This window comes from Bacterioplanes sanyensis (assembly GCF_014652515.1).
Classification (GTDB): Bacteria; Pseudomonadota; Gammaproteobacteria; order Pseudomonadales; family Oceanobacteraceae; genus Bacterioplanes; species Bacterioplanes sanyensis.
This window is the reverse complement of record NZ_BMYY01000006.1, coordinates 101,899-127,741: the sequence shown is the minus strand read 5'-3', so window position 1 is coordinate 127,741 and position 25,843 is coordinate 101,899. Positions and strand designations below refer to the sequence as shown.

Sequence of the window (25,843 nt, the reverse complement as noted above, 5' to 3'; positions counted from 1 at the left end):
AGACCTCGTTGCCGGTTATCTTTTGCAGCGCTAGCTGCCGTTGTAATCGACGATGAGTCATCACAATAGGCTGATCGCATATCGACCGCCACCATCGTCATTTCAAACAAGTGTTTGAAACATACGTTCGCCCTCCGCCCTTGTCAAGCATCGAAGTGCATCAAACCGTTAAGTAGAAACCGTCACAGCCATCCGCACAGAAAATTAATAGAGACAAAGATCGAGAAGGGCGTAAGGGCCATCACTAAGCGACCTACCGCCAAAGCGGTGAAGGAGTGACAGTGATAGTGAAAATGAGAGCCTTGAACCAGATATCAGGCGATATCGTTGAGTAATTGACCGGCTGTGATGGGGGAAGGCTGAGAAATACGCAATAGGGTTTCGTTAATGCGGCGTACCTTAGCGTTGTATTCAGCAAAACGCTCGGCAGCCGACACCGTAGGTTCTTCCTCTTTCTCGGCCTTTTCTTCGGCTGCGCGCTGCTTTTCGCGGGCTTCTTGTAGCTCAGCACGCACTTCTTGGCGCTCCGCTTCGGAAGCACTGCTTTGCTGACGTGCTAGCTGGCGCTGCTCAGCAGCCATTTCCAACCGAGCCTCAGCCGCCAGTTGTGCCGCTTGAGCAGCGACTTGACGATCCTGAGCTGATGGTTCCGCCGGCGCCAATGCAGCGCGGCGTACACGCTCCATTTTTTCCAGTGTGGCTTGTGGGTCACCGCTTACTTTACTGACATCAATGCTGACTTCACCGCCCACCGCATAGCGCACACCATCTGGGCCACGCTGATAACTAAAACTGGCGGCACCGGCTAGGTTGCCGCCAACAGCAGCATGGGCTTGCTCATGAGCACGTACTTCGGCATCGCGTTGCTTTAACTGTTGAATTTGTTTGATTTCAGCCTGCTGCTGCGCATCGCTAGCGGAGCCGTCCGCTTCATTGGCAGCCTCAGCCTCGGGGGCAGATTTGCCTTGTGAATCTGGTGCTGAAGAAACACCCTCGTCGCTGCCAGTCGAACTTGCACGTACATCATCCTCAGCCGCCTGAGTGGACTCTGATGCGATTTGGGTGGCATTGCCACGGGGCAGTTGATAGGTGTCGGCGGTGCGGGAAGCACTGCTTGAACTTGCACCTGCGACAGGTGCAAAAGCACTGTTACCGCTCAACTCAGGCTGAGCAGTGGTGCTATTGGCAGGTCTGACATTCGCTGCCGCTGGCGCAGCAGTAATCGTCGGCAGACTGGCAGGTGAAGCGACGATTTGCATGATCTTGTCCGCTAAGCCTGAATATCAATCAGCGTTCCCAGCTGCTGGTCGGCGGCTTCCAATACCTTAGCGTTGGCTTCGACCTGACGCTCACCTTCGCGCAGGTTCACCAGACCTTCACTCACTTCAGGCGAGTTTTCCACTGGCCGAGTTGTGGTGGCATCATTGACCTGCTGGGCTGCTTGGCGCACTTGGTCAATGCCCTGAGCGACACCCGTAGAGGCTGTAGTAAACGCCGAGCCTGCAGTTGATCCGATATTCATAAGCGCCTCCCGTAGTGGTTTTTGGCTTATTGGTCAAAATATAAACAAAACCAGTCCCCAACGCCAGATAACGGGATAACGTTCAATGTGTCACATATGACAGTCGGCGTTTACTGAATCACATTTCAAGAAAACGCCGATTTGGTCGAGCGCTTTGCTATGACTGCACAGCGTCGTAAAAAGCAGCCTCTGGGTTTTCTTTCACCGCCAGCAATTCGTCCAGCTCTTTCGGTGCGGCCGTCACCTGATGGTCACGGTTGATGCCTAGACGAGCAAACAGCGCTTGGTCTTTGTTGGCCGCTGGATTAGGTGTGGTCAGCAAGCACTCGCCGTAGAAGATGGAGTTAGCGCCAGCAAAAAAGCACATGGCTTGCATTTCGTCAGTCATCTCTTCACGCCCAGCACTCAAGCGCACATGAGACTTCGGCATCATGATACGCGCGACGGCGATGCAGCGAACAAAATCCAATGGGTCCATTGCTTCTTGGTCTTGCAGCGGTGTGCCCGCCACACGCACCAGCTGATTGATGGGCACAGATTCAGGGTGCTGCGGCAGGTTAGCCAGCTGTACCAGCAAGCCGGCGCGATCTTTATGCGACTCTCCCATACCTAAAATGCCACCAGAACACACCTTCATGCCGGCACGTCGCACGTTATCTAACGTTTCTAAACGATCACTGTAAGTGCGGGTGGTGATGATTTCACCATAGTAGTCAGGCGAGGTATCTAGGTTGTGGTTGTAGTAGTCGAGACCGGCATCGGCCAAGCGGCTAGCTTTGTCAGCATCCAGCATCCCCAAGGTCATACAGGTTTCTAGCCCCAGCTCTTTGACGCCTTTGACCATTGCCTCGACATAGGGCATATCTTTCTCGCGTGGTGAGCGCCAAGCCGCGCCCATACAAAAGCGCTGCGACCCAGCAGCTTTGGCAGCCTTGGCCTTTTCGATCACGGCTTCGACTTCCATCAGTTTTTCTTTTTCCAGCTTGGTGTCGTAGCGCGCACTTTGCGGACAATAGGCGCAGTCCTCGGGGCAAGCGCCTGTTTTAATTGACAGCAGAGTGCTGACTTGGACGGAGTTGGCATCGAAATGCTGACGATGAACAGTTTGCGCCTCAAACAACAGATCATTCATCGGCTTGGCGAATAGCGCCTGCACCTCATCGACGGTCCAGTCATGTCGCATGGCTGTCGTATTCTGCTGCTCCGTGATCATCGAATGCCCCTAATTATGCTTGTAATGAAGTTAGGCAATATAAACCGGCACCGTAAGTGGTCAACTCAGATGAAATATATCGGCAACCAGTGGTTAAATTTACACCAACAGTTAACCCTATTTATGACAGCCCAGGCCCATTGCGAATGGTGTTTGAGCGGGTTAGATCAATCACATCCGTTTTTGTGTCATAACTGCTATCAACACCTCCCCATCAATTGCCACGCTTGTAGCCAATGTGCGCAACCCATCGCTACCGCTGGCCTGCTGCGCTGCGGTCAGTGCCAGCAACACCCACCCATGTTCGACTATGCCAGCACCGGCTATCACTACACCTTCCCGCTCGACCGCTGGCTGATGCAATGCAAAGATCATCACTCAGCAATGTGGCATGACCGCTTACAGCGCTTGGCTGGTGATGCGTTTATTCCACCGAGTATTCTGCCAGATGCCATCGCCTGCATTCCGGCAGCACACAAAAAGCGCTTTAAACGAGGTTTTAATTTGTCATATTCCTTGGCCACCCATTTGGCACAGATACTCGATCGACCACTCATCCATGTCTTTCGTCTGACACCGGGCCGAGATCAACGCGGCCTAACCGTAGCCGAGCGCCACCGAAACCTACGTCACAGTCTGCATCTGGACAAAAATCGTTGGCAGCAGGCACAGCGACAGCTCGATCTAGGGCACATTTTATTGGTCGATGATGTGATGACCAGTGGTGCAACGTTTGAGCGCGCAGCCAAGCTGCTCAAACAACAAGACGTAAAACTGGTAGGATGCTGGGCGCTGGCGCGCACCTTAAAAGCGCCATAAATGCCAACTAAGATCACCATCATGTCTGAATTAAATTTGCCTTATGCCGACCTCACCCCCGACCGGGTGATGGATGCCGTTGAGTCCCTTGGCTACCTGTGCGATGCCCGCGTGCTTGCACTTAACAGCTACGAAAACCGCGTTTATCAGGTCGGCATTGAAGACCAGGCGCCGCTCATCGCTAAGTTTTATCGGCCTCAGCGCTGGTCAAATGCGGCGATCAGAGAAGAGCATGCGTTCTTATTACAACTGGCGGATGAAGAAGTCCCCGTTGTCGCACCGCTGCAGCAACAAGGTGAAACCCTATTTGAATGCCAAGGTTATCGCTTTGCGCTGTTTCCCCAGCGCGGGGGGCATGCGCCGGAGCTGAGTAACGAACATGATCTGGAAACCATTGGCCGTTGGCTGGCCCGTATTCATCAGGTCGGCAGCCGAGCAACCTTCAGTGCGCGTCGCATCTTGCAGCCGCTGGAGGACTTGACCGAGGCACACCAACAGGTGCTAGACAGTGGCTTGATGCCGGAAGACTACCGCCCGGCTTATGACAGCACCATGACCGCATTGGCTCAGCGCTTGAGCAACCCAGAGTGGCAAACATTGCGCTTGCATGGCGACTTGCATAACGGCAATTTGCTGCTGCGCTATGACGAGCTGTTTTTCGTCGATTTCGATGACTGCCTACAAGGGCCTGCCATTCAAGACATCTGGATGCTGTTAAGCGGTCAGCGCGATGAACAACAGTCTCAGTTGCAAGCCATTGCTCGCGGCTATGAGGTGTTTCGCTCTTTTCCAGCCCACGAGTTACAACACATTGAGTTATTGCGTACCTTGCGTATTGCTCGCTATGCCGCTTGGCTGTGCCAGCGCTGGCAGGACCCAGCATTCCCTCTAGCGTTTCCTTGGTTTACCGGCCATCAGTTTTGGTCGCAACATCTACTGTCACTGCGAGAGCAGCAGGCCAGCCTCGACGATGAACCTCTGACACTCTTTGCTTAAAAAACCAGTTCGCAGACATAAAAAAAGGCCCCGCAGGGCCTTTTTCTTAGTAGCACTTAGCGACGCCCAGAGCGACGCAGAGCCGCTGGGGTATAGTCGCGCTGGCTGCGCTCAAAGCCAAACTCGTATGCACCTTCTTCTTCGTTATCCAAGCCCAGAGCCAGGTAACGACCAGAGTTCAAATCGTACAGTACTTCCAGCGCGTACCAAGGCACCAAGTAGTCGTAGTACATCAGGCTGTGTGCTTCTGCCACACGCCACAGCTCGCCGCGACCGTCGTAATGGTCGATCACAGACGCTTGCCAAGTATCTTCATCGATGTAGAACACACGCTTGGCATAAATGTGGCGCTTACCGTCTTGCAAGGTAGCTTCGACTTTCCACACACGGTGCAGTTCGTAGCGCGTCAGGTCTTGGTTAATGTGGCCGGCTTTAACGATGTCGTCATAGCTCAGGTCACCGCTTTTCAACTTGTAAGAGTTGTACGGAATGTACATTTCCTGCTTGCCGATCAGCTTCCAGTCGTAGCGATCAGGCGCACCGTTGTACATATCAAAGTTATCCGCAGTACGCATACCATCGGAAGCTGTACCTGGGCCATCGTAAGCTACCTGTGGCGCACGACGAACGCGACGCTGGCCAGCGTTGTAAACCCAAGCTTTACGTGGCTCTTTTACTTGGTCCAGTGTTTCGTGCACCAACAGTACGTTGCCCGCCAGACGCGCTGGTGACAGAACGTCCTGTTTAAAGTAGAAGAGAACGTTTTGGTCTTCTTCTGGGTTGAAGTCAGACAACTTATTACGGAAGGTGAACTCATCCTGGAAGCGCACCACGGTGTAATCACCGTTTACTTGCGGTGTTACCTGGCCAACAACACGGCGCACACTGCCACCGCGGTAACGCACGATGTGGTTCCAGATAGCTTCAAGACCATTTTCTGGCACAGGGAAAGGCGCGCCTTCAACGTAGTTTTCTAGGCCGTTACCGCCCGCCACCAGCTTGGTTTGCGTGGCGTTCTGCTTGGTCGCATCGTAAATGTGCTGCGGATAAGCCGCGGTGCGGCGAGTCTCGTACACCGGCATGCGGAAAGTTTCTGGGTACTTCTCGAACATGGCCTTTTGGCCATCGCTCAGTTTATCGGCATAGTCTTTGTAATTAGCCGCCGTGATCACAAACTTAGGCTTGTCGTCGGCAAACGGATTCGTCGGCTTATCGCCCTTTTTATGGCCAGCAGGCGCTTGGGTCAGGCCACCGTTCCAGGCTGGAATATCGCCCTCAGCCCCCATGATGGCGCCCATTGGCGTCAGCTCATTACCCAACTTAGCGGCGTCTGCCTCAGAGGCTCCAACCTGCGCTGAAGCAGCCATCAGGGACAGCGCTAACGCGCCGCCCCATTGCTTGTATTTGTTAAACATCGTTTTAAACCTCAATAGTGTTCGCACTGAGCTCTGACCTAGAAAGAATACTTAGCCGAGAACGTGATGTTGTCGCGATCTTTGATCTGGTTGTAGTCACCACCGGAGAAATTGGTGTAGCTGATATCAAACGAGGTTTGGTTCAGATACACAAAGTTCACTCCCAGACCTGTCGTTAGACGGCCGTCCACAAACTGCCCACCTGGCTCAGGCGCATTGCCCTCGTCATAGGCGACGCTCAGTTGTGGCGTCACGTTGACACCAGAGAACAGGTTGTTGTAAGTGGCTGACACACGTGCGCGAATACCGGCTGACAACTCAGTGGTGTAGCCCTCGTCAGTACAGTGCTTGGTCTGAGTGTTCTTGGAACTATTGCCTGTAGTTCCGTCCGGCAAAAAGTCGGCCGAACACGGGTTGTAAGACTCAGGCAGACCGGAGAATACACCGTCGTTATTGCCAATACCGTAAGCGCCGGAGCGGCCATAGCGCGCTTCATCCGTATCTGGCAGGCCGTCGACATAAGTCAAACCGGCCTCTGCGATCAAGGACACACGGTCTGCACCCATCACGCGATCAAAAAACTTGATGTAAGTGCTTTGAACTTGCCAAATATCAAACTCGTCATACCCCTGTGACAGCTCGCCATAAAGTGAACGACGCGCTTCTTCATCACCCCCTGCCTCAGCAGCACGTTGCTGATACAGACGACTCCAAGGCACGGCGTTACCGGCCAGAATCAGCTCAAAAGCGTTCCACTGTACCGGCGCATCAGGCCTGTAGCTGATCTCACCGGAAATAGAGGCACCACTTTCGGTGGACGTGGCAAAACTAACACCAGCAATCTGAATGTCTTCTGGGTATGCAATCTGATACACCGGACGATACGAGTTATAAGTTGCATCCTCATTGACTGGGGCAGAGCTGCCGCCACCAATCACACCATCAATCGCGCCTAAACGATCTTGGTTGCTGACCGCACCGTTAATGTACGGCAGACGGCTGTGGATGTTCATGTAGTAAAAGCCAAACTCAGTATCGCCTAATTCTTCTGAGTACCAGCGTACCGCCATACCGTACTGGCCGGAGTCTTTTGCTTCATCATCATCCAAACGCTCAGTAATCGGCGCAACGCGCTGAGTCATCGGCACATTGGTGTCGATTTCGAGCTGACGGTGAGCCAGGATATCGCGCTCATCCGCTTCACCGCCCAGCACGACTGGGCCACAGCCATCGGCAACGAAGTCGACGGTGGAGAAGAAGGTGCCACATGGGTCAGAGCGGGTTTTTTCCCACTCCAGCTGGTAAAAAGCTTCTAACGACACATTGGTGGTCAGGCCAATCGAGGTATACAGCATATTGACCGGCAATAAACCCTCTTTGACCTCAGCCCCCGGCTTACGGAAAGCAGAAGCATCCACTGGGTTAATGCTGTTGATGCCACCTTGAATAAAGGTGCTCTCACCCCAGCTCACCACTTGGCGACCGGCACGCAAGCTAACAGGGGCATCGCCGACGTAGTAATCCGCCCAAACATAGGCATCCTGCAACTCAGCACCCTTACCTGCGGCATCCTTGGTTTCATCAATCAGCGGTTTGAAATCAGTCTCTTCGTCCATCAGCGCCGTGTCGTAATAGGCGCGGGCTCGGAAGAAAGCACCGTAGTTCTCGTAGCTGATTTCAAAATCCGAGCTCCACTTAACAACATGGGTGTAAATGTCGCCCTTGTCGTAGTTCAGCGTGCCATCGTCATAGTTGTAAGACGAACCTTTGCCGCCATTGCCCGGCATAATTTGATATTCATCTCGGTCCTCTAGCCGCCAACCCACACCGTAACTGACGGTGTTGTCCCACTGGGCGTAAACATCACCGAAATAAAATTCCGCCGCTTGGGCTTGCATCGCCCCCATCAGGGCCAGTGCCAGCGGGGCTTTTTTAAACATTGTTTGCTTGGCTTTGCTTGTCATTGTTATTACTCCGCCAGACCTTAGTTAGATTCCAGAACACTGGTGTTCAATGTGTTCGCCGCAGTGTTATAGGCACCGTTCACCATCATCAGCGACTGGCGCACCATTTCACCGAAGGCCGCAGGTACATCGCCGGCCGCGAAGGTGCTGTGTGTGCCCTGGTTAAAGCGCACTTGAACCTGTACTGGTGCGGTCAAGGCGGTCACGTCCGTGGCGGCATTTACAGTATCCAAGCCCATCAGCTGTGCCTGACCTGTGGTACCGACCATGGGCGCCTGTGCTGTCATGATGCCCGCTTGCAGACCCAGTGCTGGTGCAAAAGCAGCGTATGGGTTGGTGGCCTCATTGCCGAAGTAGTCGAAGTTTGGCACCGTGTGGTCAGGCAAGAACATGTTCGCCGCTTTCAAGGCATCCGGGAAGCTCACACCTGAGGCATCGGCTGGCAGCGGAGCACCACCGACCATGTTAAACAGAGCGACCGGCGTACCCGAAGCAGCCAGTTTCTGCGCTGAGTTGGCGGGGTCTACCACGTCGATGGTGGCTTGGATCACGTGCATAAAGGTTTCGAAGTTGGCAGTCCCCTGCTCAACACCGGCTGCTTTCAAGCCGCCCAAAATGGTTGGGCCAAAGGCAATGGAGTTTTCCAGCAGCTTGGAGACATGGGTGCCGCCATTTGCCAAGATCACGCCCTGAATGCGGTTCAGGTTCTGGTTATACGCCAGCACCTCAGCATCGTTGTTCACCGCCGCGTAAGTCGTGCCCAAAATCGCACCCAACGAGTGGCCAGCCACATAGACTTTGTCCAGATCGAAGTTAATCGGCAGGGTATTGTCGATGTTGTCCAGTGACGCATTCAGGTTCAGCAGATCCACCACCGCTTGCTGCATGTTGTCACGGGTACGAGTGAAGTTGCTCAGATTAATAAAGGTCGAGCCTGAGGTACCTTCGCGCACGGCGTCACCTTCTGCCGCCGTCGCCAGTGGCGAGGCATCGAACACCATGTCTTTACGGATGTTATTGCCATCCTGATAAATGTTGCCATGACGCTCTTGCAGGTTCGGGAAGGCTCCGCTCTGTGCCGCTACACCCGCCCAAGGCGAGCCGGTAAATGCAGCATTTGCCGGATCAACACTTAAGCCCAGCAAGGAGTTATCCACCGCTTGTCCGTTGCTGTCTGAGGTCACCGGAGCAATACCGTGCAACGGCAAGTCAATCGCCACCGTGGCGACACAGTTGGCTGCCATATTAGAGGCATAAGCCAGAGAAGACGCACGGTTCGAGGTAATGCCGTGAACAAACATCACCACAGGCACTTCTTCACCGCACGCGCCCGAGTTGGGCAAGGTCACCATCAACGGCACGTAGTTCATGCCGTTATTGGTTTCTACCGGCTGCGGGAACGGATAGCGCCAAGTTACGTTGGTGCTGCCGTCAGCGTCTTTCGGCGGTGTGGTACCCGATGGATTGCCGAAGGCTCCGTCCAGAATCGCGCCGACGCCTGTATTGGCCTCCCAATCCGCATCCATCGACATCGCCGCAGCGATGCCCGTCGGCGTCATTTCGCTGGTTTTAACTGGCAGTTCTAGGAAGTTCGGCAGCTGAATCTGGCCCTGATAAACACTGGCCGTTGCTGGCAGTGCTGGATTCAGGGTGTTTGCGGGTACACCCATGGCGCCCACGGCTGCAGTGACGTCAATAATATCGACACTGCGTGGTGCCGGTGCACGCACCGCGCTGTTAATGTTCAGCCCTGCTGGCAAGCCCAGTTCTTCATCCAAAGAGATAATGGTGTTGTACAGCGCCGCTTCATACTGAGGTGATTGCTTGGCAGCTGCCACTTGCGCAGGATCCGTTGGATTACCGCCGCCGGCTTGTACCACGCCCGCGGCAATTAAGTCGGTAGTCCCGGGTTGTGCACCGTCCAGTAAGCCTTCCGCTTGCGCCAACGGCAACTGGTCTTTCACAAACAGCCCTGGCGCCGCATAGCGGGTCAGGCCTTTGGCATCTGAGTTGGTGGTAAAGGCGTAGCTCATGATGACGTTATCTTGAGTCAACGCGCCAGAAGAAGCTTGCGCCAAGAAACCACCGGCGATTTGCTCCCAACCTTTAACGGCCTCACGCACAGGTGCCAGGGCTGACGAAGGCAGCTCTAGATCACCGCTTAACAATTCATAATCCGCCGATGGACGCACCGGCAAGCCGTCTGCACCCTTAATGCCGTCGGTCAAAGCAACGATGTACTTGGTGCGCGGGTCGAGCGGTTCGGTTGGCATAATGCGAATGGTATGGGTGCCATCAGCCAGCTCCACGTAATCCGCCTGGAAGCCAGACTGAATGCTGTCTTCGGCGATTGGGTTTTGCGGGAAGGCAGCGACGATCGAGGTGATGTCCAGCGGATCAATGCTGGCATCGTCATCCTGATTTTTCAGCTTGACCAGAAAGACAGTGCTGCCAGCGGCAACGCTGTCAGCATCCAGTGCACCGTTAAATGGCAGGTAAAATGCGGCCGTCGTAGAGAAGCCAGGCAGCTTATTAATGGCCACTTCTGGTGGCAAGCTGGCTGAGCTCAATTGTGCCGTGCCATCGGTGGATGCCGCTTGCGCAAACAGCAAATCAATGTTGGGCGGCAGTAATGAATTAGCCGGTGAGAATACCGGAGAGACAGAGCTACGCTCGGCGCCCTCTTGGCCAGAGGTAATCGGCTTGTCATCGACTTTATCGTTGCCATCAACGCTACTGAGCTGACAACCGGCCATGCCAACAGCGGACGCTGCGACGGCCAGACTGAGAAGGGTCTTCTTCACCATATTGCTACCTGTCTGTGTTTTTATGGTTATCGGTGCACTTTCAGAACGCCAGGATGGTTCTAAAAAGATATGACGACTATAAGGTGGCGCGCATTCACCCTCATCACTCGAAAGTATGATTCCGGCTTATCCCTCTGCAGTTTTTGTATCTAAATGTAACATTGCACGCCATGATGGCAGCCTGAGACAGCGGGCAACAAAGCTTGCTCAGCCCCGCCAGCATGGGGAAACAACGCTTATGGGGCCGCATTTTTCTGGACCATTTCAGCCGCTGCTAATAGGACATTGTCGACGGTACCAGACGACCTAGTAGTTCCCCCGATTGACCGCAACTGTCCAGCGGCTGTCGCTTAGCCTAGAATGCGCCATTCACCAATCGTTAGGAGCATGTGGTATGTCTAATCAGGATGCTGTTGTTATTGTCGCCGGCGCACGCACGCCGATGGGCGGCTTCCAAGGCAGCTTAGCGGCTGTTCCGGCCACCGAACTGGGTGCCATCGCCATCGCCGAAGTGGTTAAGCGCGCGGGAATCGAAGCTGCCGACGTGCAAGAAGTCATCATGGGTAACGTATTGCCAGCGGGTCTTAAGCAAGGCCCTGCGCGCCAAGCCATGCGCCAGGCAGGCCTGCCTGACGCCACCGGTGCCACCACCATCAACAAACTGTGTGGCTCTGGTATGAAAGCCACCATGATGGCCCACGATGCCATCAAAGCAGGCTCGGTTGAAATCGCTGTCGCTGGCGGCATGGAGTCGATGTCCAATGCCCCATATATTCTGGAAAACGCGCGCACCGGCTACCGCATGGGTCATGGTTCGGCACCGAAAGACCATATGTTCCTGGATGGCCTGGAGGACGCAGAAACCGGTAAGTTGATGGGCGCCTTTGCCCAAGACATGGCCGATCAAAAAGGCTACACCCGTGAGCAAATGGACGATTACGCCATTCGTTCACTGACCCGCGCTAAAGACGCCATCGAGCAAGGCCTGAATAACGCCGAGATCGTGCCAGTCACGGTAAAAACGCGCAAAGGCGAAACCTTGGTAGAGCAAGACGAGCAACCGTTTAACGCCAATATCGAGAAAATTCCATCCCTGCGCCCGGCCTTTAAAAAAGACGGCACCGTGACCGCCGCCAACGCTTCGTCTATTTCCGACGGCGCCTCGGCTTTGTTGCTAATGAGCGAATCGGCGGCAAAAGCGAAAGGCCTACAGCCACTGGCACGCATCGTTGCGCACAGCACCCAGTCTCAGCACCCCAGCGAGTTCACCTGTGCACCGGTTGGTGCGATTAAAACCCTGCTGGAAAAAACCGGCTGGAGCACAGACGATGTCGACCTGTACGAGATCAACGAAGCCTTCGCCATGGTCGCCATGATGCCGATTGATGAGCTGGGGCTGGATGCCAACAAGGTCAACATTTATGGCGGTGCTTGCGCCCAAGGCCATCCGGTAGGCTCCACTGGCTCGCGCTTGATCGTGACGCTGATGAATGCACTGAAAAACACCGGCGGTAGCAAAGGCGTTGCTGCGCTGTGCATTGGTGGCGGTGAAGCCACGGCTATGGCCATTGAGCTGCTGTAACGCGTCTTGCCAGTCAGTGCATCGCCTTCCATTGCCAGAAGAGGTGAGCTGACTGGCTGGCATCAGCCTTCCTAACTCCGACAGTTGGAACTATGGTTAGCCCAACCGTCGGAGGTTCTATGCGCCAGATCCTTGTTTGTTTACTACTGTGCCTAGCCACCCATGCCGGTGCTGAAACCGTGCGCATTGCCATCGGTGAGTGGCCGCCCTACCACGATAGCCAAGCCCCTCATGCTGGTCTGGCCTCCCATGCCATCCAGCAAGCTTTTGCCAACCAAGGCATTAACGTCGAGTTTTCTTTTTTTCCCTGGAATCGAGCCTACAAGATTGCCGCCAGCGGCGAGTTTGATGCCACCGCGGTTTGGTACGACAGCGAAGAAAGGCGACAACTCTTTCACATGAGCGACCCGGTGATGATGGCGCAAACCGTATTCTTTCACCGCTCTGACCGTGAGTTTGATTGGCAGGAGTACAGCGATCTTAAAGGCATGCGCATCGGCGTTGCTCAATATGCGTTGACCGGCGACGGCTATGGCAAAGATTTCTCACGGATACACGAACAAGGCGTGGCCACCCTGCATGCCGCGCACGATGATCGCATGCTGTTCACCATGCTATTGCATGATCGCATTGATTTATTCCCCATCGACCGCATTGCCGGCATGGGCCTCTTAGAAGAGTTCAGCGCCGAACAGCGTGCCCAAATCACCTATCACCCCAAACCCATTCGCCAGGATGGTGGCTTGTTGCTGATGTCGAAAAAAAAGAGCGACGGCCCAGATTTGGTACGGCGTTTTAATCAAGGCCTAAAGCAGCTGCGCGCCGCAGGCGGCCTGATCGAACTTGGCTTGCCGCCGGAAGATTCGATGTAACGGGTTGTGTTACACCGCCAACTTATTATCGGCATAAAAAAAGCCGCTCCTCACAACGGAGAAGCGGCGCCTCAAGCTGATCCACACAGCGGAGAGAGATCAGAGTCTGAGCGAGGTAGTACGAGAAAACATGACATAGACATTGCGAGCAATGTCCAAAACAACTCTGCGAATGACGATCAGCACGCTAAATACCGATGAACACCTATATAAAGCGAAGCACTGAGCCGATTTGCAATGTGCATAGGATAGCGCGGAGCGAGTGGATGTCTTTGCCCATCCGGAGGAATACTTTGCCGATCTGGCGGTTATTCGCGTTAACGTGGGGCGTGCTGGCGATAATAACGCGGCGACTGACCGCTAAATTGACGAAAGCGATCGCTGAAAGCCGCCAAACTGCTGTAGCCCACCGCTTCGGCCACTTGCTGAATCGGCAGCGGCGTTGCTTGCAGCAACCATTGCGCTCGCTGCATGCGCAAACGGGTCAAATACTGCAGCGGGGTTTCACCTTGAAACTCGCGAAAACGCGTGGATAGCTGGCGCACGCTCAAGTTAGCCACGGCAGCCAAGCGTGCCAGGGTCAGCGGTTGATTAAACTGCTCGTCGATGTAACTGCGCACCGCCAGCATGCGCTGATCCGGCCCTTTGGCCGCATCACCGCCTTGCCGTTGCTGCAGCAGTTGCACCAGTAGCATCAGCATATGGCGTTCAGCAGCACCGCCCGGATGCTGCTGCAGCTGGGCATACAAGAACTGCACATACTGTCGCAACGGGGCGTCTAACTGTTGAAACGCAGGCCAGTTTTCCAGCCCTTGCACCCAATCGGTGGGAATATCGGCGACGATAAAGCAATTGCTCACCGGCGCCGCAAACCCGTGGCGAATACCAGCCGATACCAGCGCCAGATGCGACTCGTCGGCACAGCCCCCTCGCCCTTCCAGCGTCATTTCCAGCTGGCCCTGCACCGGCAGTACCAGCTGATGATAGTCATGCTGATGGGACTTGGTTTCCTGGCTATAGCGACGGAGCTCCAGCGCGGGTTGCATCAGATGTTCATCACCGTTTCAGTACTACCCGGTAGCGTGGGCTGCCATTACGCAAGCGCTCAACGGCTTGGTTAACGTCTTGCATATCGAAGACTTCCACCTGTGGTTTGATGTCGTGGCGCGCTGCAAACTCCAGCATTTGCGCAATGGTCGCCGGGCTGCCCACAGGCGAGCTGGACACACTGCGCTGGCCGGCCAGCAATGGGAATACGCTGATATCCAGCGGTTCCAACACAGCACCAACAAGGTGCAAACGACCTTTGGGTTTGAGTGTGTTGAGGTAGGCATTCCAATCGAGTTTGACGTTGACCGTCGACAGCAGCAGATCAAAGCGACCACTGGCCTGCTCCAATACTTGGCTATCACGCGAGTTCAAAGTGTGATGGGCGCCCAGCGACAAGGCTTCTTCGCGCTTGCTATCCGAGGAGGTAAACGCCGTCACTTCACAGCCCCAGGCATTCAAAAACTGCAGCGCCATATGGCCCAAACCGCCAATGCCGATCACACCCACCCGCGCGGTTGGCTTGAGATCAAACTGCTTCATCGGGTTATAAACGGTAATGCCACCGCAAAACAGCGGTCCAGCGACTTCAGCGTCCAAACCTTCAGGCAGTTTCACCACGCTGGTGGCCTGAGCGCGGACTTTGTCGGCAAAGCCGCCGTGGCGACCGACAATGGTTTGCTCGGCGTGACTGCACAGGTTGTGATCACCGTCGAGACAGGTATTGCAGTCACCACAGTAACCGGCGTGCCAACCTAAGCCGACACGATCACCGACCGTAAACTGTTTAACATGACGTCCGACGGCGGCAATTTTACCCGCCACTTCGTGACCAGGCACCAGTGGGTACTGACTCATGCCCCATTCGTTGTCGAGCATGCTCAGGTCACTGTGGCAAATGCCGCAATACTCCACGTCAATTTCAACGTCGTGATCACCCAAAGGGCCTGGGTCGTATTCAAAGGGCGTTAACTCACCACCGGCTTGCTGTGCTGCATAGGCTTTAATCATGGCTGTTTGCACCTGTAATTAATGTGTGTGCTGTCATTCTGGGCCAGAGCGCTCGATGGCACGAGTCATACCACCAAAACGCTATGTCTCAATCACAGTACAGCTGATCAGCTGGATAACAGGTTTCAAAATGACGGCGCTTGGCCTTGGGCAAGCCGGCTAATACCAAGCCGTAGGAGTGATCCACCAACCGCCGCACTTCGCCATCCGGCACATCCTGACCCAGCAAGATGGTATTCCAGTGGCGCTTGTTCATATGATAGCCCGGCAGGATGCCTGCAAACACGTCGCGCAACTGCTGAGCTTGCTCCGGATTACACTTGAGGTTTACCCGCACTGTGCCTTGGTGGCTGTACAACAGGGCGAACATTTTACCCGCCACTTTATAAACCTGAGCCTCCGGGCCAAACGGATAATCCAGTTCGGCTTCGGGTTTGTCGGCCAAATATTGGGCCAAAGTTTTCTCGTCCATGAGGGTGCTCCTTACTCGCAGGCCACGCGCTTAACCCGCGGCGTTAACTGACAAAACAGCTCGTAGGCAATGGTGCCCGCGGCGCTGGCAATGCGATCGACGTCTAGCTGATCACCCCACAATTGTACTTCCGCGCCCACCTGCAGCTGCTCACACTGGGGGTGATCGGTAATATCAACAGTAATCATGTCCATCGATACCCGCCCCGCCAGCGGGCACTCTACCCCAGCCACCATCACCGGGGTACCCGAAGGTGCGTGCCGTGGATAGCCATCGCCATAGCCAATGGCGACCACCGCCAAGGTGGTGTCGCGCTGCGCCACCCAATCGCCGCCATAACCGACGGCATCGCCTTGTTTAACGGCATGAATGGAGATGACCTCTGACTGCAAATTCATCACGCTTTTCAGGCCCAGCTCAGCCGCGCTTTGCTGCAGCATGGGCGAGCTGCCGTAGAGCATGATGCCGGGGCGGCTGATGTCATCAGCAAGACCGTTATCACCCAGAATGGCGGCACTGTTACAGGCACTGAGCTGAATACCTGGCAGCTCATCGGCCACCTGCTGCAGCAACGCCATGGGCGCGGCCACGTCTTCAGGCTGGCCAGTATCGGCATTGGCAAAGTGGGTCATGACGCTGACCAGCTGCAGTTGTGAATGCTGTTGAATGCGCTCGACACAGGCTTTGGCCTGCTCAGGAAACACGCCAACGCGGTTCATACCGGTATTGATTTTCAGCCACACAGGCACCAAGTTGGGCAGGTTTTCAGCCTCGGCATGCTGCAGTTGCTGCTCATGATGGACCACCAGCTGCAAACCCAGCTGCGAGGCAATCAGCCATTCTTCGCGGTTGTAGGCCCCTTGCAGCACCAAGATGGAGCGCTTAATGCCCGCCTCTCGCAGGCGCACCGCTTCATCCACACAGGCGACGGCAAAGCCATCGGCGTCGCCCAGCGCACGGGCGCAGTTTTCTAAGCCATGGCCATAGCCGTCGGCTTTGACCACCGCCAGCGCTTTGCCAGCGCTGTGCTGGCGCGCCAGCTGGTAGTTGTGTCTCAGGTTGGCCCAATTAATAACGGCCCGGGTTGCGCGTGTCATACCTTCACGTCCCTCACAAAAACAAAAAACGGCCGTCGCTTAGCCGACAGCCGCTGTTAAGTGGCAGTTCAAACACAGTACAATGCCGGCATTATGTATCAACTTACCTGCCGGATGCGAATGCATGCCCTGCCACCCGCTATTCACGGATAAAACCATTGCCCTGTCGTCAACATTGGCGGCGACCATCGGCCTGGAAGAAGCCGTGTTGCTGACCGTGTTCAATGATGCCGCCAGTGTGCAAATGGGGCCGGTGTATCAGCTCACCACCGATGCCCTGCGCCAACAGTTGCCGTTTTGGGATGACGTCAGTGTGCGCCGCGTGTTAGCCAGCCTGCTGGAGAAAGGCTTGCTGCAACTGCAAGGGCCTGGCTTTGCCGAAGCCGCCACCTTGGCCTTTAGCTTTGCTCAGCATGCAGCACCGCGGCCCGCACATAACAGAGCCGCCGTGCAGCAGCACTCTGTGCACGAGCCCAGCCCACAGCAATTCGCCGCAGCAACCCCAGCACAAGCAGCGACGCAGTCACACGCGCCGTTGTCTAGGCAGTGGCACCCCAGTGAGGATGCGCTGCAACGTCTGGAGCAACATGGCATTCCCCGCAGCTTCGCCATGAACCAGCGCGACGTATTTATGCTGCAAGGGCAGGAGCAAGGTGCCAACCGCAACGACTGGAACACGCGCTTTTTCCGCCATGTAAAGCAGCAATGGGTGTTTACCCAGAACGATGCCCAGCGTGAGCGGCGCCATATGGAGCGCACCAGCTTTCGACCGCAACAAGAAGAAGCCAGCCCCATTGCCGCTGACTGGCAGCCCAGCCAAGATGCCTGCCAGATTTTACAGCGTGCCGGCGTCGATCCGCAGTTTATCAGCGACGCAGTGCCTGAGTTTGTGCTCTATTGGTCTGAGCGCGGCGATGCCTTTAAAACCTGGAACAGCAAGTTTATCCAGCACGTGCGCCAACAATGGGCGCGCTACAGTGCCTCCGTTGAGCACTCAAGCTTGCCCACGCCCATTCCAGAAAACTGGCAGCCAGCTGAAGACTGCTTTGATATTCTGGCGATGGGGCACATCGACCGTCAGTTTGCCCAAGCCTTGGTGGGCGAGTTTGTGCTCTACTGGCGCGACTCGGGCCAGGCGCACAACAGCTGGAACAGCCGTTTTTTGCAATACGTTAAACAGAAGTGGGCGCAGCGCCTAGCGCAGCAACCTCAAGGAGCCTCCCATGGACAACAGCAAGCAACTGCTCAACCGCATTACGCAACAGCTGAAGCCAGCGTCCAACGACTCAAAGACACCAGCTGGTGATGCACCCACACCGCCCAGCGTGGAACAAAAAGAGGCCATCAACCAAATATTTGAGTTGTTTCGCTTCAATTACCACAACCAGTTTTTAAAGGCGTTTCCCGATTACGACACCCTGATCATGGCCAAGCGCTTATGGGCGCGGCTATTGGTAGAATATTCCGGTGACGTCATCATGCGCGCGGCAGAAAAAGCGGTAAAAGACAGCACCTATTTGCCCACCGTGCACGAGGTGGTGCGCCGCTGTGATCGCGCCGATGTGCTGGGGCTGCCGGATGCCCACGCGGCGTACATCGAGGCTTGCCGGGCGCCGTCCCCAAAGCAGAGTTTTAACTGGAGCCATGCGGCGGTGTATTACGCTGGCCGTGCCAGCGACTGGTATTTTCTCGCCAATACCCCAGAGCACAAAGCCTTCCCCGTGTTTCAACGCAATTATGAGCTGCTGCTCAAGCGCTTGGAGCAAGGCGAAGACTTGGAGCTGGAGATACCGACTGCGCTGCCACAAGAAAGCGTGGTACCGCTGCCGCCAGAAGAGCAGCAGCGGCGTTTGCAGGCACTCAAAGACGCGCTGTAACTATTGACCCTGCTGTTGTTGCAGCATTTGTCGGGCAATGCGTGGTGCCGTCCAAAGACTCGGCAGCAATACCAGCGATACCGGCACGGCGGTAACCACGATAAAGGACTGCAACGCCGAGATAGACCCTGAGCCGAGGGAAATCAGCACCGCGGCCATGATCCCCATCATCACGCCCCAAAATACGCGCACGCCACTATGTGGGTGATCATGCCCCGTCATTACCATCGACACGGCATAGGTCATGGAATCCCCTGTGGTGGCAACAAATACCGTGGTCAGCACCAAAAACGCCAGCGACATCCAAAACCCTGCCGGCAATTGCTCGGTAATGGCCAACAACGCAGCGGGCAAGTTAAAGCCAGTAAAGGGCTCCGAAATCACCCCGGGCTGCTGCAACTCAAACGCCAAGCCAGAACCGCCGATGATGGTAAACCACACACAGGTAATCACCGGCGCTAACAGTGAAATCAACACCACCATTTGGCGAATGGTACGACCGCGAGAAATACGGGCGACAAACATCGCCATCAAAGGGCCATACCCCAAAAACCAGCCCCAAAAGAACACCGTCCACCAGTCCAGCCAGCCTGGATCAGCACGGAAGGTGGCCATGGGAATAAACTGATCGAGATAAATACCAAACGCAGCCAAAAAGGCATCGGAGATAAACGCCGTCGGCCCAAACACCACGATAATGGCCATCAGCACCACGGCCAGCACCACATTAAAGCGGCTCAGCAATTGAATGCCTTTGGTCACACCCGAGACCGACGATAAGGTGTAGAGTACAATCAGCCCCAACAACACCGCCAGCTGAGTGGCAAAGGTATCGGGAATGCCGAACAGCTTTTCCAAGCCGAAGCTCACTTGTAAGCCCAAAAAGCCAATCGGCCCAACGGTACCGGCCACCACCGCCAACACACAGGCAGCGTCGACTAAACTGGCCAGCGGGCCGTGCAAGGCTTTGTCACCGAACACAGGGTACAGCAAGGTGCGGGGCTTCAGTGGCAGACCTTTTTCATAGTGCAAATACATAAACACAATGCCGGTCAAACTGCCGAGAATGGCCCAAGCGAGAAAGCCCCAATGCATAAAGCTTTGCGCCAGCGCGTGATGCGCCGCGCTTAAACTGCCCGGCTCTTCTGCCGCAAACAGCGGTGGCTGCGAGGTAAAATGCGCCATCGGCTCCGCCGCCGCCCAAAACACACCGCCACCGGCCAGCAAGGTGCACATGATGATGCTGGTCCAGCGAAAGGTCGACATTTCAGGTTGATCGGTGCCGCCCAGCACCACATCGCCGGTACGGCCAAACGCCAACACCAGACCAATAAAAAACGTGAGTAATAATAAGATTTGCCAATACACCCCAAACCATTGGGTGGCAATGGAAAAACTGGATGAGACCCAGTCAGATACGGCTTGTTGATTGAATAACGAGAGCAGGGTGAAAAGCACCAGAGAGCCACCACTGAACACCAGAACGGGCCAGTCGATATGAGCCAGCCAGCCTTGCGGTGGGCCATGAGCCAGGGGCGTTCGCACCGACTCAGTTTTAATGTTTTGCATGAAGTCTCCTGTGAGCCGGTGACAAACCGGGATAAAAAAAGCCCATCATGAGATGGGCTTTGCGGGGCGGGAATTGTCCATATTCACACGCCGTGTGCAAGGTAACAGCGCACAGATGTCAGCTCTGGCTACCAGCGGTACAGGGTAATCAATAACACCGCCAGCAACATCGGGATAGACACCCACATCACCACCACCCGCCACAACCGCGCCATGAAGGCGCTGCCAAGCGCCGTTTCAATTTGTTCCGTGGTTAAACCACGTGCGGCAAACCAGGCGATAAACAATCCACCCAAAGGTAAAAATAAATCCGGCGGAATACTGGTGAGCAAGTCAAACAGGGTTTTACCGTCGAATACAGCGATAAAGCCCAATGGGTGCCAGTCAGACAGCAAGCTAAACGACAACGCCGCCAGCACGCCCAGCATCCATACACAGCCACCGACCACAGCCGCCGCCAAAGGGCGCGGCCACTGTTTATCGACCAACATCGCCACCAAAGGCTCGGCTAGGTTAATTGAGCTGGTCCAGGTCGCGAGCACCAGCAAAACAAAAAACGCCGACAACCACAGAGAGCCACCCGGTACCTCTGCAAACGCCACCGGTAAGGTCACAAACATCAGCCCAGGCCCGCCGGCAGGCTCCATGCCATGACTGAACACCACGGCAAAAATCGCAATGCCGGCCAACAAGGCCACCACCACGTCGAGCACCGCCACGGCTACCGCTGCGCGCGGCAGGCTTTGCTCTTCTGGCATATAGGCGCCATAGGCCATTAATGCACATGCCCCCACCGCCAGGGTAAAAAACGCATGTCCCATGGCGTCTAACGTGGCTTGCCAACTGAGTGCTTCAGGGTTAGGCCAGAACAGCCAATGCAGCGCCTCGCCAAAGCCTGGTGTGGTGGCGGCAAAGCCCGCCAGCAATAGCAGTAACAAATACAATAACGGCATCAATAAGTTATTCAGCTTTTCTAAGCCAGCGCTAACGCCGCGCGCCACCACCAGCATGGTCATCAGCAAAAACGCCAAATGACAGCCCAGCATTAGGGGTAAATCTTGTAAAAAACCATTGAACTGGGCACCGACGTCCGCCGCCGCCAAACCGACAAAATCGCCATTGATCGACTTGCCTAAATACGCCAACGACCAGCCGGACACCACGGCATAAAAAGACAGAATTAAAAACAGGGTTAAACCACCAAATACCGCCAGTTTGCTCCACTGACGGCTGCGACCATTGTCACGCGCCAGCTGGGTTAAAGCAGCCAATGGTCCCGCTCGTCCGGTACGGCCAATCATGATTTCCGCCATCATGACCGGCAGCCCAAGCAGCACAATAAAGGCGACGTATTGCAGCAAAAATGCACTGCCGCCGTTTTCGCCAGTAATATAAGGAAAGCGCCAAATATTCCCGAGCCCGACAGCCGCACCAGTGACAGCAAGAATAAATGCGCGGCGTGATTGCCAGCGTACGGGAGTGTGTGTATCAGCCATTGCGCCTCCACGGCAGATTCTGTCGGCGAAAAAGCGGCGATTATACTGATGTCGCGGGCTAACTGAACCTCTGTTGACCAAAGAACCGAGGTTCGACAAGTATCGCCGTTAAGCCAGTAGCTGGAACCTTATTGGCCCGCTCTATTTACTGGGGCAAACAACCACAACAATATGGACAAACCCGCGATAAAAAACAGCCCCGTGGCAATAATTTGGTAGTCACTACTCAAATGGTGGCCCTCCCTTACGTCCCCAGCCGCCAGCAAGAGAGCAAGTAATATCAGCGCCAGCACACCCGCGGCTCGTCCTGCCCAAACCGCTGCCCTATGTAACATTGGCCAAAATATTGACCAAGTCAGTAACACCGCCAAGCCTAACGCTAACCATGTTCCCATCATCATCACTTGAGCACCGACCAAGGCCGTGATCAGTAAAGCCAGCGCCTGCAAGACTTTGCTGAGTTGCAATAAAACCGGCACATTTACCTCCTTAGCCAGAGACTGGTGGACCATGAGACTCGGTCACGCACAAGCACAGTAAAAGCCTCCCAAGCAAAGCACAAACATAGAACGCTGTTATCCTCACTTTGCGCAGGCTTTGGGGAGCCTGCACGCACACAGTGTTCAACTATCGCATACATCACTCAGCGACATTGCATCGGTTTTTACACCCGCACGGGTACGTTTCAGATGTATTACACACTATGATACTTCACTAGCCTCTAAACCGTTCGGCTCGTCACAGAGCGCGTAGAGCACGTGCAGCAGGTTTTCATAATGTCGTTGATTGACCAACACTGGTCATTTTTTGTCACAAGCGCCATGGTCTGAGCGCCCGTTACTCGCACGCTGCACCGCAAACAGGACGGTGAGACAGCCCTATTTTTTTGATTGCCTCGAGAGTTTTTATGTCGTTTCCTCCCTGCCCTAAATGTGAATCTGAATTTGTCTATCCAGATCAAGATTTATTGATTTGCCCAGAATGTGCCTATGAATGGAACCCGAATGCCGTCTCAGAAGAAGACAGCATTCTAGTGCGGGATGCCAACGGTACCCAGCTGGCTGAGGGCGATAAAGTCACTTTGATCAAGGATCTAAAAGTAAAAGGCAGCTCTATGGTGCTTAAAATCGGCACCAAAGCGCTGATTCGCCGCATCGTCGATGGCAAAGACCACCAACTGGATTGCAAGGTCGATGGCGCCGGCGAAATAATGGTCACTGCACAATTTGTAAAAAAAGCATGATACCTGCAGCACTGCTGGTTTATGTACCGAATGTGGAGGCAGGCCCAAGCCATATATGGGCCCCGCTTCGGTTAAGTAGCACAGGGTAAGTCATGCCTTTTGTGATATATCTATTGGCCCAAAGGCCGACGAGCCTGTGACTTTCTGCATGGCCGCTGAGCACTGCATCAAACAACGACCAACAACGAATCTGTTAAGTAAGGATACGCTACGATGAAAACACTGCTGAGTTTATGCCTGTGGCTAACCACCCTGGGTGCAATGGCTCAAGGTTATCAATATGAGCCAGACGCAGATCCAGAAAAACAGCTGCAACAAGCCACCCAGCTGGCGCAACAGCAACAAAAGCAAATACTGGTTATTTTTGGCTCAGACTGGTGCCCAGATTGCCGCAGTTTTAATAAAAAACTCGCTGAAGAGCCATTAGCCAGCACCATTCAACAGCGCTATGTAGTCATGCATGTGGATATTGGCCGTTGGGATAAAAACATGGCATTTACTGAACGCTTTGGTGACCCAGTAGGCAAAGGCATTCCGTCTATTGCCATTATGGATCAGCAGCACAGCGTGCGTTACGTGGCCGAAGGCGGTGAATTTGCCTCCGCTCGCCATTCGAAAGTGACGTCCATTAACGACTGGTTTATTGCGCTGGACAAGGACATAGCAAAGAGCAGCCAAGTGTCATCAACAGCCCCTTAACGTAGCAACAAGCGGTGATGGTTGCGTTTAACCAAATAGCAGGTTAATGCCAGCCAGCGCCGCACACCCCATGCCAGCACCCAACCCCAGAGTCATGGCTAAAATTTGCCAACGCAGCAAATCATTGCCACGCCCCACATTGATGGCCAAAGCCCAGGCTGATATGGCGATCGCCGCAGAAAAAGCGCACAACACTAATTGGCCCGGGCCACTGGCATAAACAGCAACCGTCACCACAACGGCGGCGGCACACAGCCCAATCAGAGCTAGCTCCACAGCATGCCAAAGCTGCTTCCATCGTCGCCGCTCGGGCTGCTGGTACCAGTCGATTTTCTTTGCCAGTGCCGACATCATGCCGTCGTTCTCCCTTAATCGCGTTGGGTCAGCTCTCCAGCCAAGTTAAGCTGCATGCGCTCGCGAATAATATCGACGCTGTCGTAATGGCTGAGCAGCACCACGAGTTTGCTGTAGCACGCCTCTAGCGTCATATCGCCGCCCGAAATAACTCCCGCACGTGCCAGGGCACTGCCGCCAGCGTAGGTGCCCATGGCCACACCACCGTGGTCACATTGGCTTAAGTTCACCACCACCGTGCCTTGCTCACAGGCCTGCTCAATTAAACGCATAAAATCCGCTTGCTGAGGCGCATTGCCAGCGCCGTAGCTGCGCAAAATCACTGCATCTAAAGGCTGATTGAAAAAGTGCACCAGCATCGCTTTGGGCATGCCCGGGGTGAGGGTTAACACGCCAATGCGGCAGGGCTTTAGTGGCGGCACTTGCGGTGCCAGCCCCGGCTGGGTTTTGACGTCGAGAGGCGAAGGCCCAGAGCTGGCATCCATCACCCACACGGGCGCTGCGTTAGGCGCAGTAAATGCCCCTAGCGCCACAGACGAGCTTTTGGTCACCCGATTACCAGGCAACAATTTATGATGAAACAACACATTAACGCCGGCACAAGCAGGCTTGGCCGCCAACATCAAACCTTCGACGATATGGTCATGACCATCGCTATGTGGCTCCGCCAACGGCAGCTGTGAGCCAGTAACAATGACGGGTTTATCGATGCCGGGTAATAAAAACGACAGCGCCGAGGCTGTGTAAGCCAGAGTGTCCGTGCCATGCAGGACTAAAAAGCCATCGTAATCGCTGTAGCGCTGAGCGATATCTTCGGCTATTTGCTGCCAATGGTGGGGTTCCATATCAGAAGAATCCAACAGCGGCTCATACTCCACCAAGTCGTAGGCCGGCACTTGGCCAGACTGCAGTCTTGGTTCTTGCTGTAAGCGCGAAGTCAGATAGCCTGCAGCCGGTATTAAGCCGTTGTCACTGGGCTGCATTCCTATGGTGCCGCCAGTATAAAGAATAGCGATGCGCTTAGTATTCACGAGCTAGGCCTCACTGCTGAGTAAATCAATAATTGAGCGAGTATATCATGCTCGGTGAGCACACAGCGTTGCGGCCACTTGCGCCAGAAAAAGGTCAGTTTTGTTCAATACACACGTCTGCCAAATAGACACACTCTGGAGCGTATTTGACAGGAGAACTTCGATGACAACCACACTATGGCTATCTATGGCCAGTTTTGCCCTAGCCGCCTCAATTTCGCCAGGCCCGGTTAACTTAGTGAGCTTAAGCAATGGCATAAGGCGTCAGCTGCGCACAGGGTTATGGTTCGTCACTGGCGCGGCTTTGGGTTTTACTGCCTTATTTATTGCCATCGGCTTTGGCTTGCACACCTTGCTGCAACAATTCTCTTTGCTCAACACCGTTCTGCGCTGGGCCGGCATCGCATTTTTGTTGTATTTGGCATTTCAGCTGTTTATTAGCAATGGCAATCTGGATTTAGAAGAAAAAACACATCAACCCGGCTTTTTTACCGGCGCCTTAATGCAATGGCTGAACCCGAAAGCTTGGTTGGCATCGGCGGCAGGCATTAGCGCTTACACCGCCAACGGGGACGCAACCCTGGTGTGGATCTTTGCCGCCATCTACGCCCCGATTTGCTGGCTTTCTATTGGCTGCTGGCTGGCAGCGGGAAGTTTTTTGCACCGCCATATTCAACAGCCCAACAAGCTGCGCTGGGTTAACCGTAGCCTCGGCCTGTTATTAGCGGCCAGTTGCGGCGCTTTATTGGTTTAGGGC

At 54.8% G+C, this 25,843-nt stretch carries 24 protein-coding genes; 9 read left to right on the top strand and 15 right to left on the bottom strand.

The features are described 5' to 3' along the window. Window positions 1–314: 314 nt before the first annotated feature. From IE090_RS10730 to bioB, 3 genes are all read right to left on the bottom strand, one after another. Complete coding sequence (locus IE090_RS10730) at window positions 315–1,259, bottom strand: putative metalloprotease CJM1_0395 family protein (protein WP_189388383.1); 945 nt, start codon at window positions 1,257–1,259, stop codon at window positions 315–317. Between the two features lie 11 nt (window positions 1,260–1,270). Further along, window positions 1,271–1,522: a flagellar basal body rod C-terminal domain-containing protein gene (locus IE090_RS10725; protein WP_189388382.1), complete on the bottom strand. Its 252-nt coding sequence runs from the start codon at window positions 1,520–1,522 to the stop codon at window positions 1,271–1,273. A gap of 157 nt (window positions 1,523–1,679) precedes the next feature. Further along, on the bottom strand, window positions 1,680–2,735 hold the full coding sequence (gene bioB / locus IE090_RS10720; protein ID WP_189388381.1) for a biotin synthase BioB: 1,056 nt from the start codon (window positions 2,733–2,735) through the stop codon (window positions 1,680–1,682). A 69-nt stretch (window positions 2,736–2,804) separates the two neighbouring features. Here bioB and IE090_RS10715 point away from each other — a divergent pair, with 69 nt between their 5' ends. After that, the gene (locus tag IE090_RS10715; protein WP_189388380.1) at window positions 2,805–3,554 is read left to right on the top strand and encodes a ComF family protein; all 750 of its coding nucleotides are present in this window, start codon (window positions 2,805–2,807) and stop codon (window positions 3,552–3,554) included. A 21-nt stretch (window positions 3,555–3,575) separates the two neighbouring features. Beyond that, window positions 3,576–4,550: a serine/threonine protein kinase gene (locus IE090_RS10710; RefSeq protein ID WP_189388379.1), complete on the top strand. Its 975-nt coding sequence runs from the start codon at window positions 3,576–3,578 to the stop codon at window positions 4,548–4,550. A gap of 56 nt (window positions 4,551–4,606) precedes the next feature. On the opposite strand, the gene IE090_RS10705 is transcribed toward IE090_RS10710, so the two are convergent. From IE090_RS10705 to IE090_RS10695, 3 genes are read right to left on the bottom strand one after another with little or no spacing between them, the layout of a single operon-like run. Further along, window positions 4,607–5,965 carry a DUF1329 domain-containing protein gene (locus IE090_RS10705; protein WP_189388378.1) on the bottom strand — a complete coding sequence of 453 codons (1,359 nt, stop codon included), beginning with the start codon at window positions 5,963–5,965 and terminating at the stop codon, window positions 4,607–4,609. A gap of 38 nt (window positions 5,966–6,003) precedes the next feature. Continuing rightward, window positions 6,004–7,929, bottom strand: a complete 1,926-nt coding sequence (locus IE090_RS10700; protein ID WP_189388377.1) for a DUF1302 domain-containing protein — start codon at window positions 7,927–7,929, stop codon at window positions 6,004–6,006. A 20-nt stretch (window positions 7,930–7,949) separates the two neighbouring features. Next, window positions 7,950–10,736, bottom strand: coding sequence for a hypothetical protein (locus tag IE090_RS10695; RefSeq protein ID WP_189388376.1), 2,787 nt, complete (start codon window positions 10,734–10,736; stop codon window positions 7,950–7,952). Window positions 10,737–11,130: 394 nt separating this feature from the next. On the opposite strand from IE090_RS10695, the gene IE090_RS10690 reads away from it, so the two are divergent. Beyond that, window positions 11,131–12,318 carry a thiolase family protein gene (locus IE090_RS10690; RefSeq protein WP_189388375.1) on the top strand — a complete coding sequence of 396 codons (1,188 nt, stop codon included), beginning with the start codon at window positions 11,131–11,133 and terminating at the stop codon, window positions 12,316–12,318. A 119-nt stretch (window positions 12,319–12,437) separates the two neighbouring features. Beyond that, window positions 12,438–13,190, top strand: a complete 753-nt coding sequence (locus IE090_RS10685; protein WP_189388374.1) for a substrate-binding periplasmic protein — start codon at window positions 12,438–12,440, stop codon at window positions 13,188–13,190. A gap of 317 nt (window positions 13,191–13,507) precedes the next feature. On the opposite strand, the gene IE090_RS10680 is transcribed toward IE090_RS10685, so the two are convergent. The 4 genes from IE090_RS10680 to alr all read right to left on the bottom strand — a co-directional run bounded on the left by IE090_RS10680 (window position 13,508) and on the right by alr (window position 16,817). Beyond that, complete coding sequence (locus IE090_RS10680) at window positions 13,508–14,236, bottom strand: AraC family transcriptional regulator (RefSeq protein ID WP_189388373.1); 729 nt, start codon at window positions 14,234–14,236, stop codon at window positions 13,508–13,510. A gap of 10 nt (window positions 14,237–14,246) precedes the next feature. Beyond that, complete coding sequence (ahr, locus tag IE090_RS10675) at window positions 14,247–15,248, bottom strand: NADPH-dependent aldehyde reductase Ahr (RefSeq protein WP_189388372.1); 1,002 nt, start codon at window positions 15,246–15,248, stop codon at window positions 14,247–14,249. An 88-nt stretch (window positions 15,249–15,336) separates the two neighbouring features. After that, a complete protein-coding gene (locus IE090_RS10670; RefSeq protein ID WP_189388371.1) occupies window positions 15,337–15,720 on the bottom strand; it encodes an MmcQ/YjbR family DNA-binding protein in 384 nt (127 codons plus the stop codon). Between the two features lie 11 nt (window positions 15,721–15,731). Beyond that, window positions 15,732–16,817, bottom strand: coding sequence for an alanine racemase (alr, locus tag IE090_RS10665; RefSeq protein ID WP_189388370.1), 1,086 nt, complete (start codon window positions 16,815–16,817; stop codon window positions 15,732–15,734). Window positions 16,818–16,941: 124 nt separating this feature from the next. Here alr and IE090_RS10660 point away from each other — a divergent pair, with 124 nt between their 5' ends. After that, window positions 16,942–18,123, top strand: coding sequence for a DnaT-like ssDNA-binding domain-containing protein (locus IE090_RS10660; protein ID WP_189388369.1), 1,182 nt, complete (start codon window positions 16,942–16,944; stop codon window positions 18,121–18,123). Beyond that, complete coding sequence (locus IE090_RS10655; protein WP_189388368.1) at window positions 18,041–18,694, top strand: replication protein P; 654 nt, start codon at window positions 18,041–18,043, stop codon at window positions 18,692–18,694. Before IE090_RS10660 ends, IE090_RS10655 begins: the two co-directional genes overlap by 83 nt. Here the strand turns inward: IE090_RS10655 and IE090_RS10650 are convergent, their stop codons facing one another. The 3 genes from IE090_RS10650 to IE090_RS10640 all read right to left on the bottom strand — a co-directional run bounded on the left by IE090_RS10650 (window position 18,695) and on the right by IE090_RS10640 (window position 22,238). After that, on the bottom strand, window positions 18,695–20,263 hold the full coding sequence (locus IE090_RS10650) for a BCCT family transporter (RefSeq protein ID WP_189388367.1): 1,569 nt from the start codon (window positions 20,261–20,263) through the stop codon (window positions 18,695–18,697). It lies immediately after the preceding gene. 128 nt (window positions 20,264–20,391) lie between these two features. Next, a complete protein-coding gene (locus IE090_RS10645) occupies window positions 20,392–21,759 on the bottom strand; it encodes a sodium-dependent transporter (RefSeq protein WP_189388366.1) in 1,368 nt (455 codons plus the stop codon). Between the two features lie 128 nt (window positions 21,760–21,887). Then, window positions 21,888–22,238 (bottom strand): hypothetical protein, encoded by a 351-nt coding sequence (locus IE090_RS10640; protein ID WP_189388365.1) that lies wholly within the window; start codon window positions 22,236–22,238, stop codon window positions 21,888–21,890. A gap of 428 nt (window positions 22,239–22,666) precedes the next feature. Here IE090_RS10640 and IE090_RS10635 point away from each other — a divergent pair, with 428 nt between their 5' ends. Together IE090_RS10635 and IE090_RS10630 are read left to right on the top strand one after the other, a co-directional pair. Further along, entirely contained in the window at window positions 22,667–23,002 is a 336-nt protein-coding gene (locus tag IE090_RS10635; RefSeq protein WP_189388364.1) for a zinc ribbon domain-containing protein YjdM, read from the top strand. Window positions 23,003–23,215: 213 nt separating this feature from the next. Next, a complete protein-coding gene (locus IE090_RS10630; RefSeq protein ID WP_189388363.1) occupies window positions 23,216–23,701 on the top strand; it encodes a thioredoxin family protein in 486 nt (161 codons plus the stop codon). Window positions 23,702–23,728: 27 nt separating this feature from the next. Here IE090_RS10630 and IE090_RS10625 read toward each other — a convergent pair whose 3' ends face one another. After that, window positions 23,729–24,055: a hypothetical protein gene (locus IE090_RS10625; protein WP_189388362.1), complete on the bottom strand. Its 327-nt coding sequence runs from the start codon at window positions 24,053–24,055 to the stop codon at window positions 23,729–23,731. 14 nt (window positions 24,056–24,069) lie between these two features. Further along, window positions 24,070–25,086: a type I asparaginase gene (locus IE090_RS10620; RefSeq protein WP_189388361.1), complete on the bottom strand. Its 1,017-nt coding sequence runs from the start codon at window positions 25,084–25,086 to the stop codon at window positions 24,070–24,072. 163 nt (window positions 25,087–25,249) lie between these two features. On the opposite strand from IE090_RS10620, the gene IE090_RS10615 reads away from it, so the two are divergent. Further along, window positions 25,250–25,840 (top strand): LysE family translocator, encoded by a 591-nt coding sequence (locus IE090_RS10615; protein ID WP_189388360.1) that lies wholly within the window; start codon window positions 25,250–25,252, stop codon window positions 25,838–25,840. Window positions 25,841–25,843: the final 3 nt, after the last annotated feature.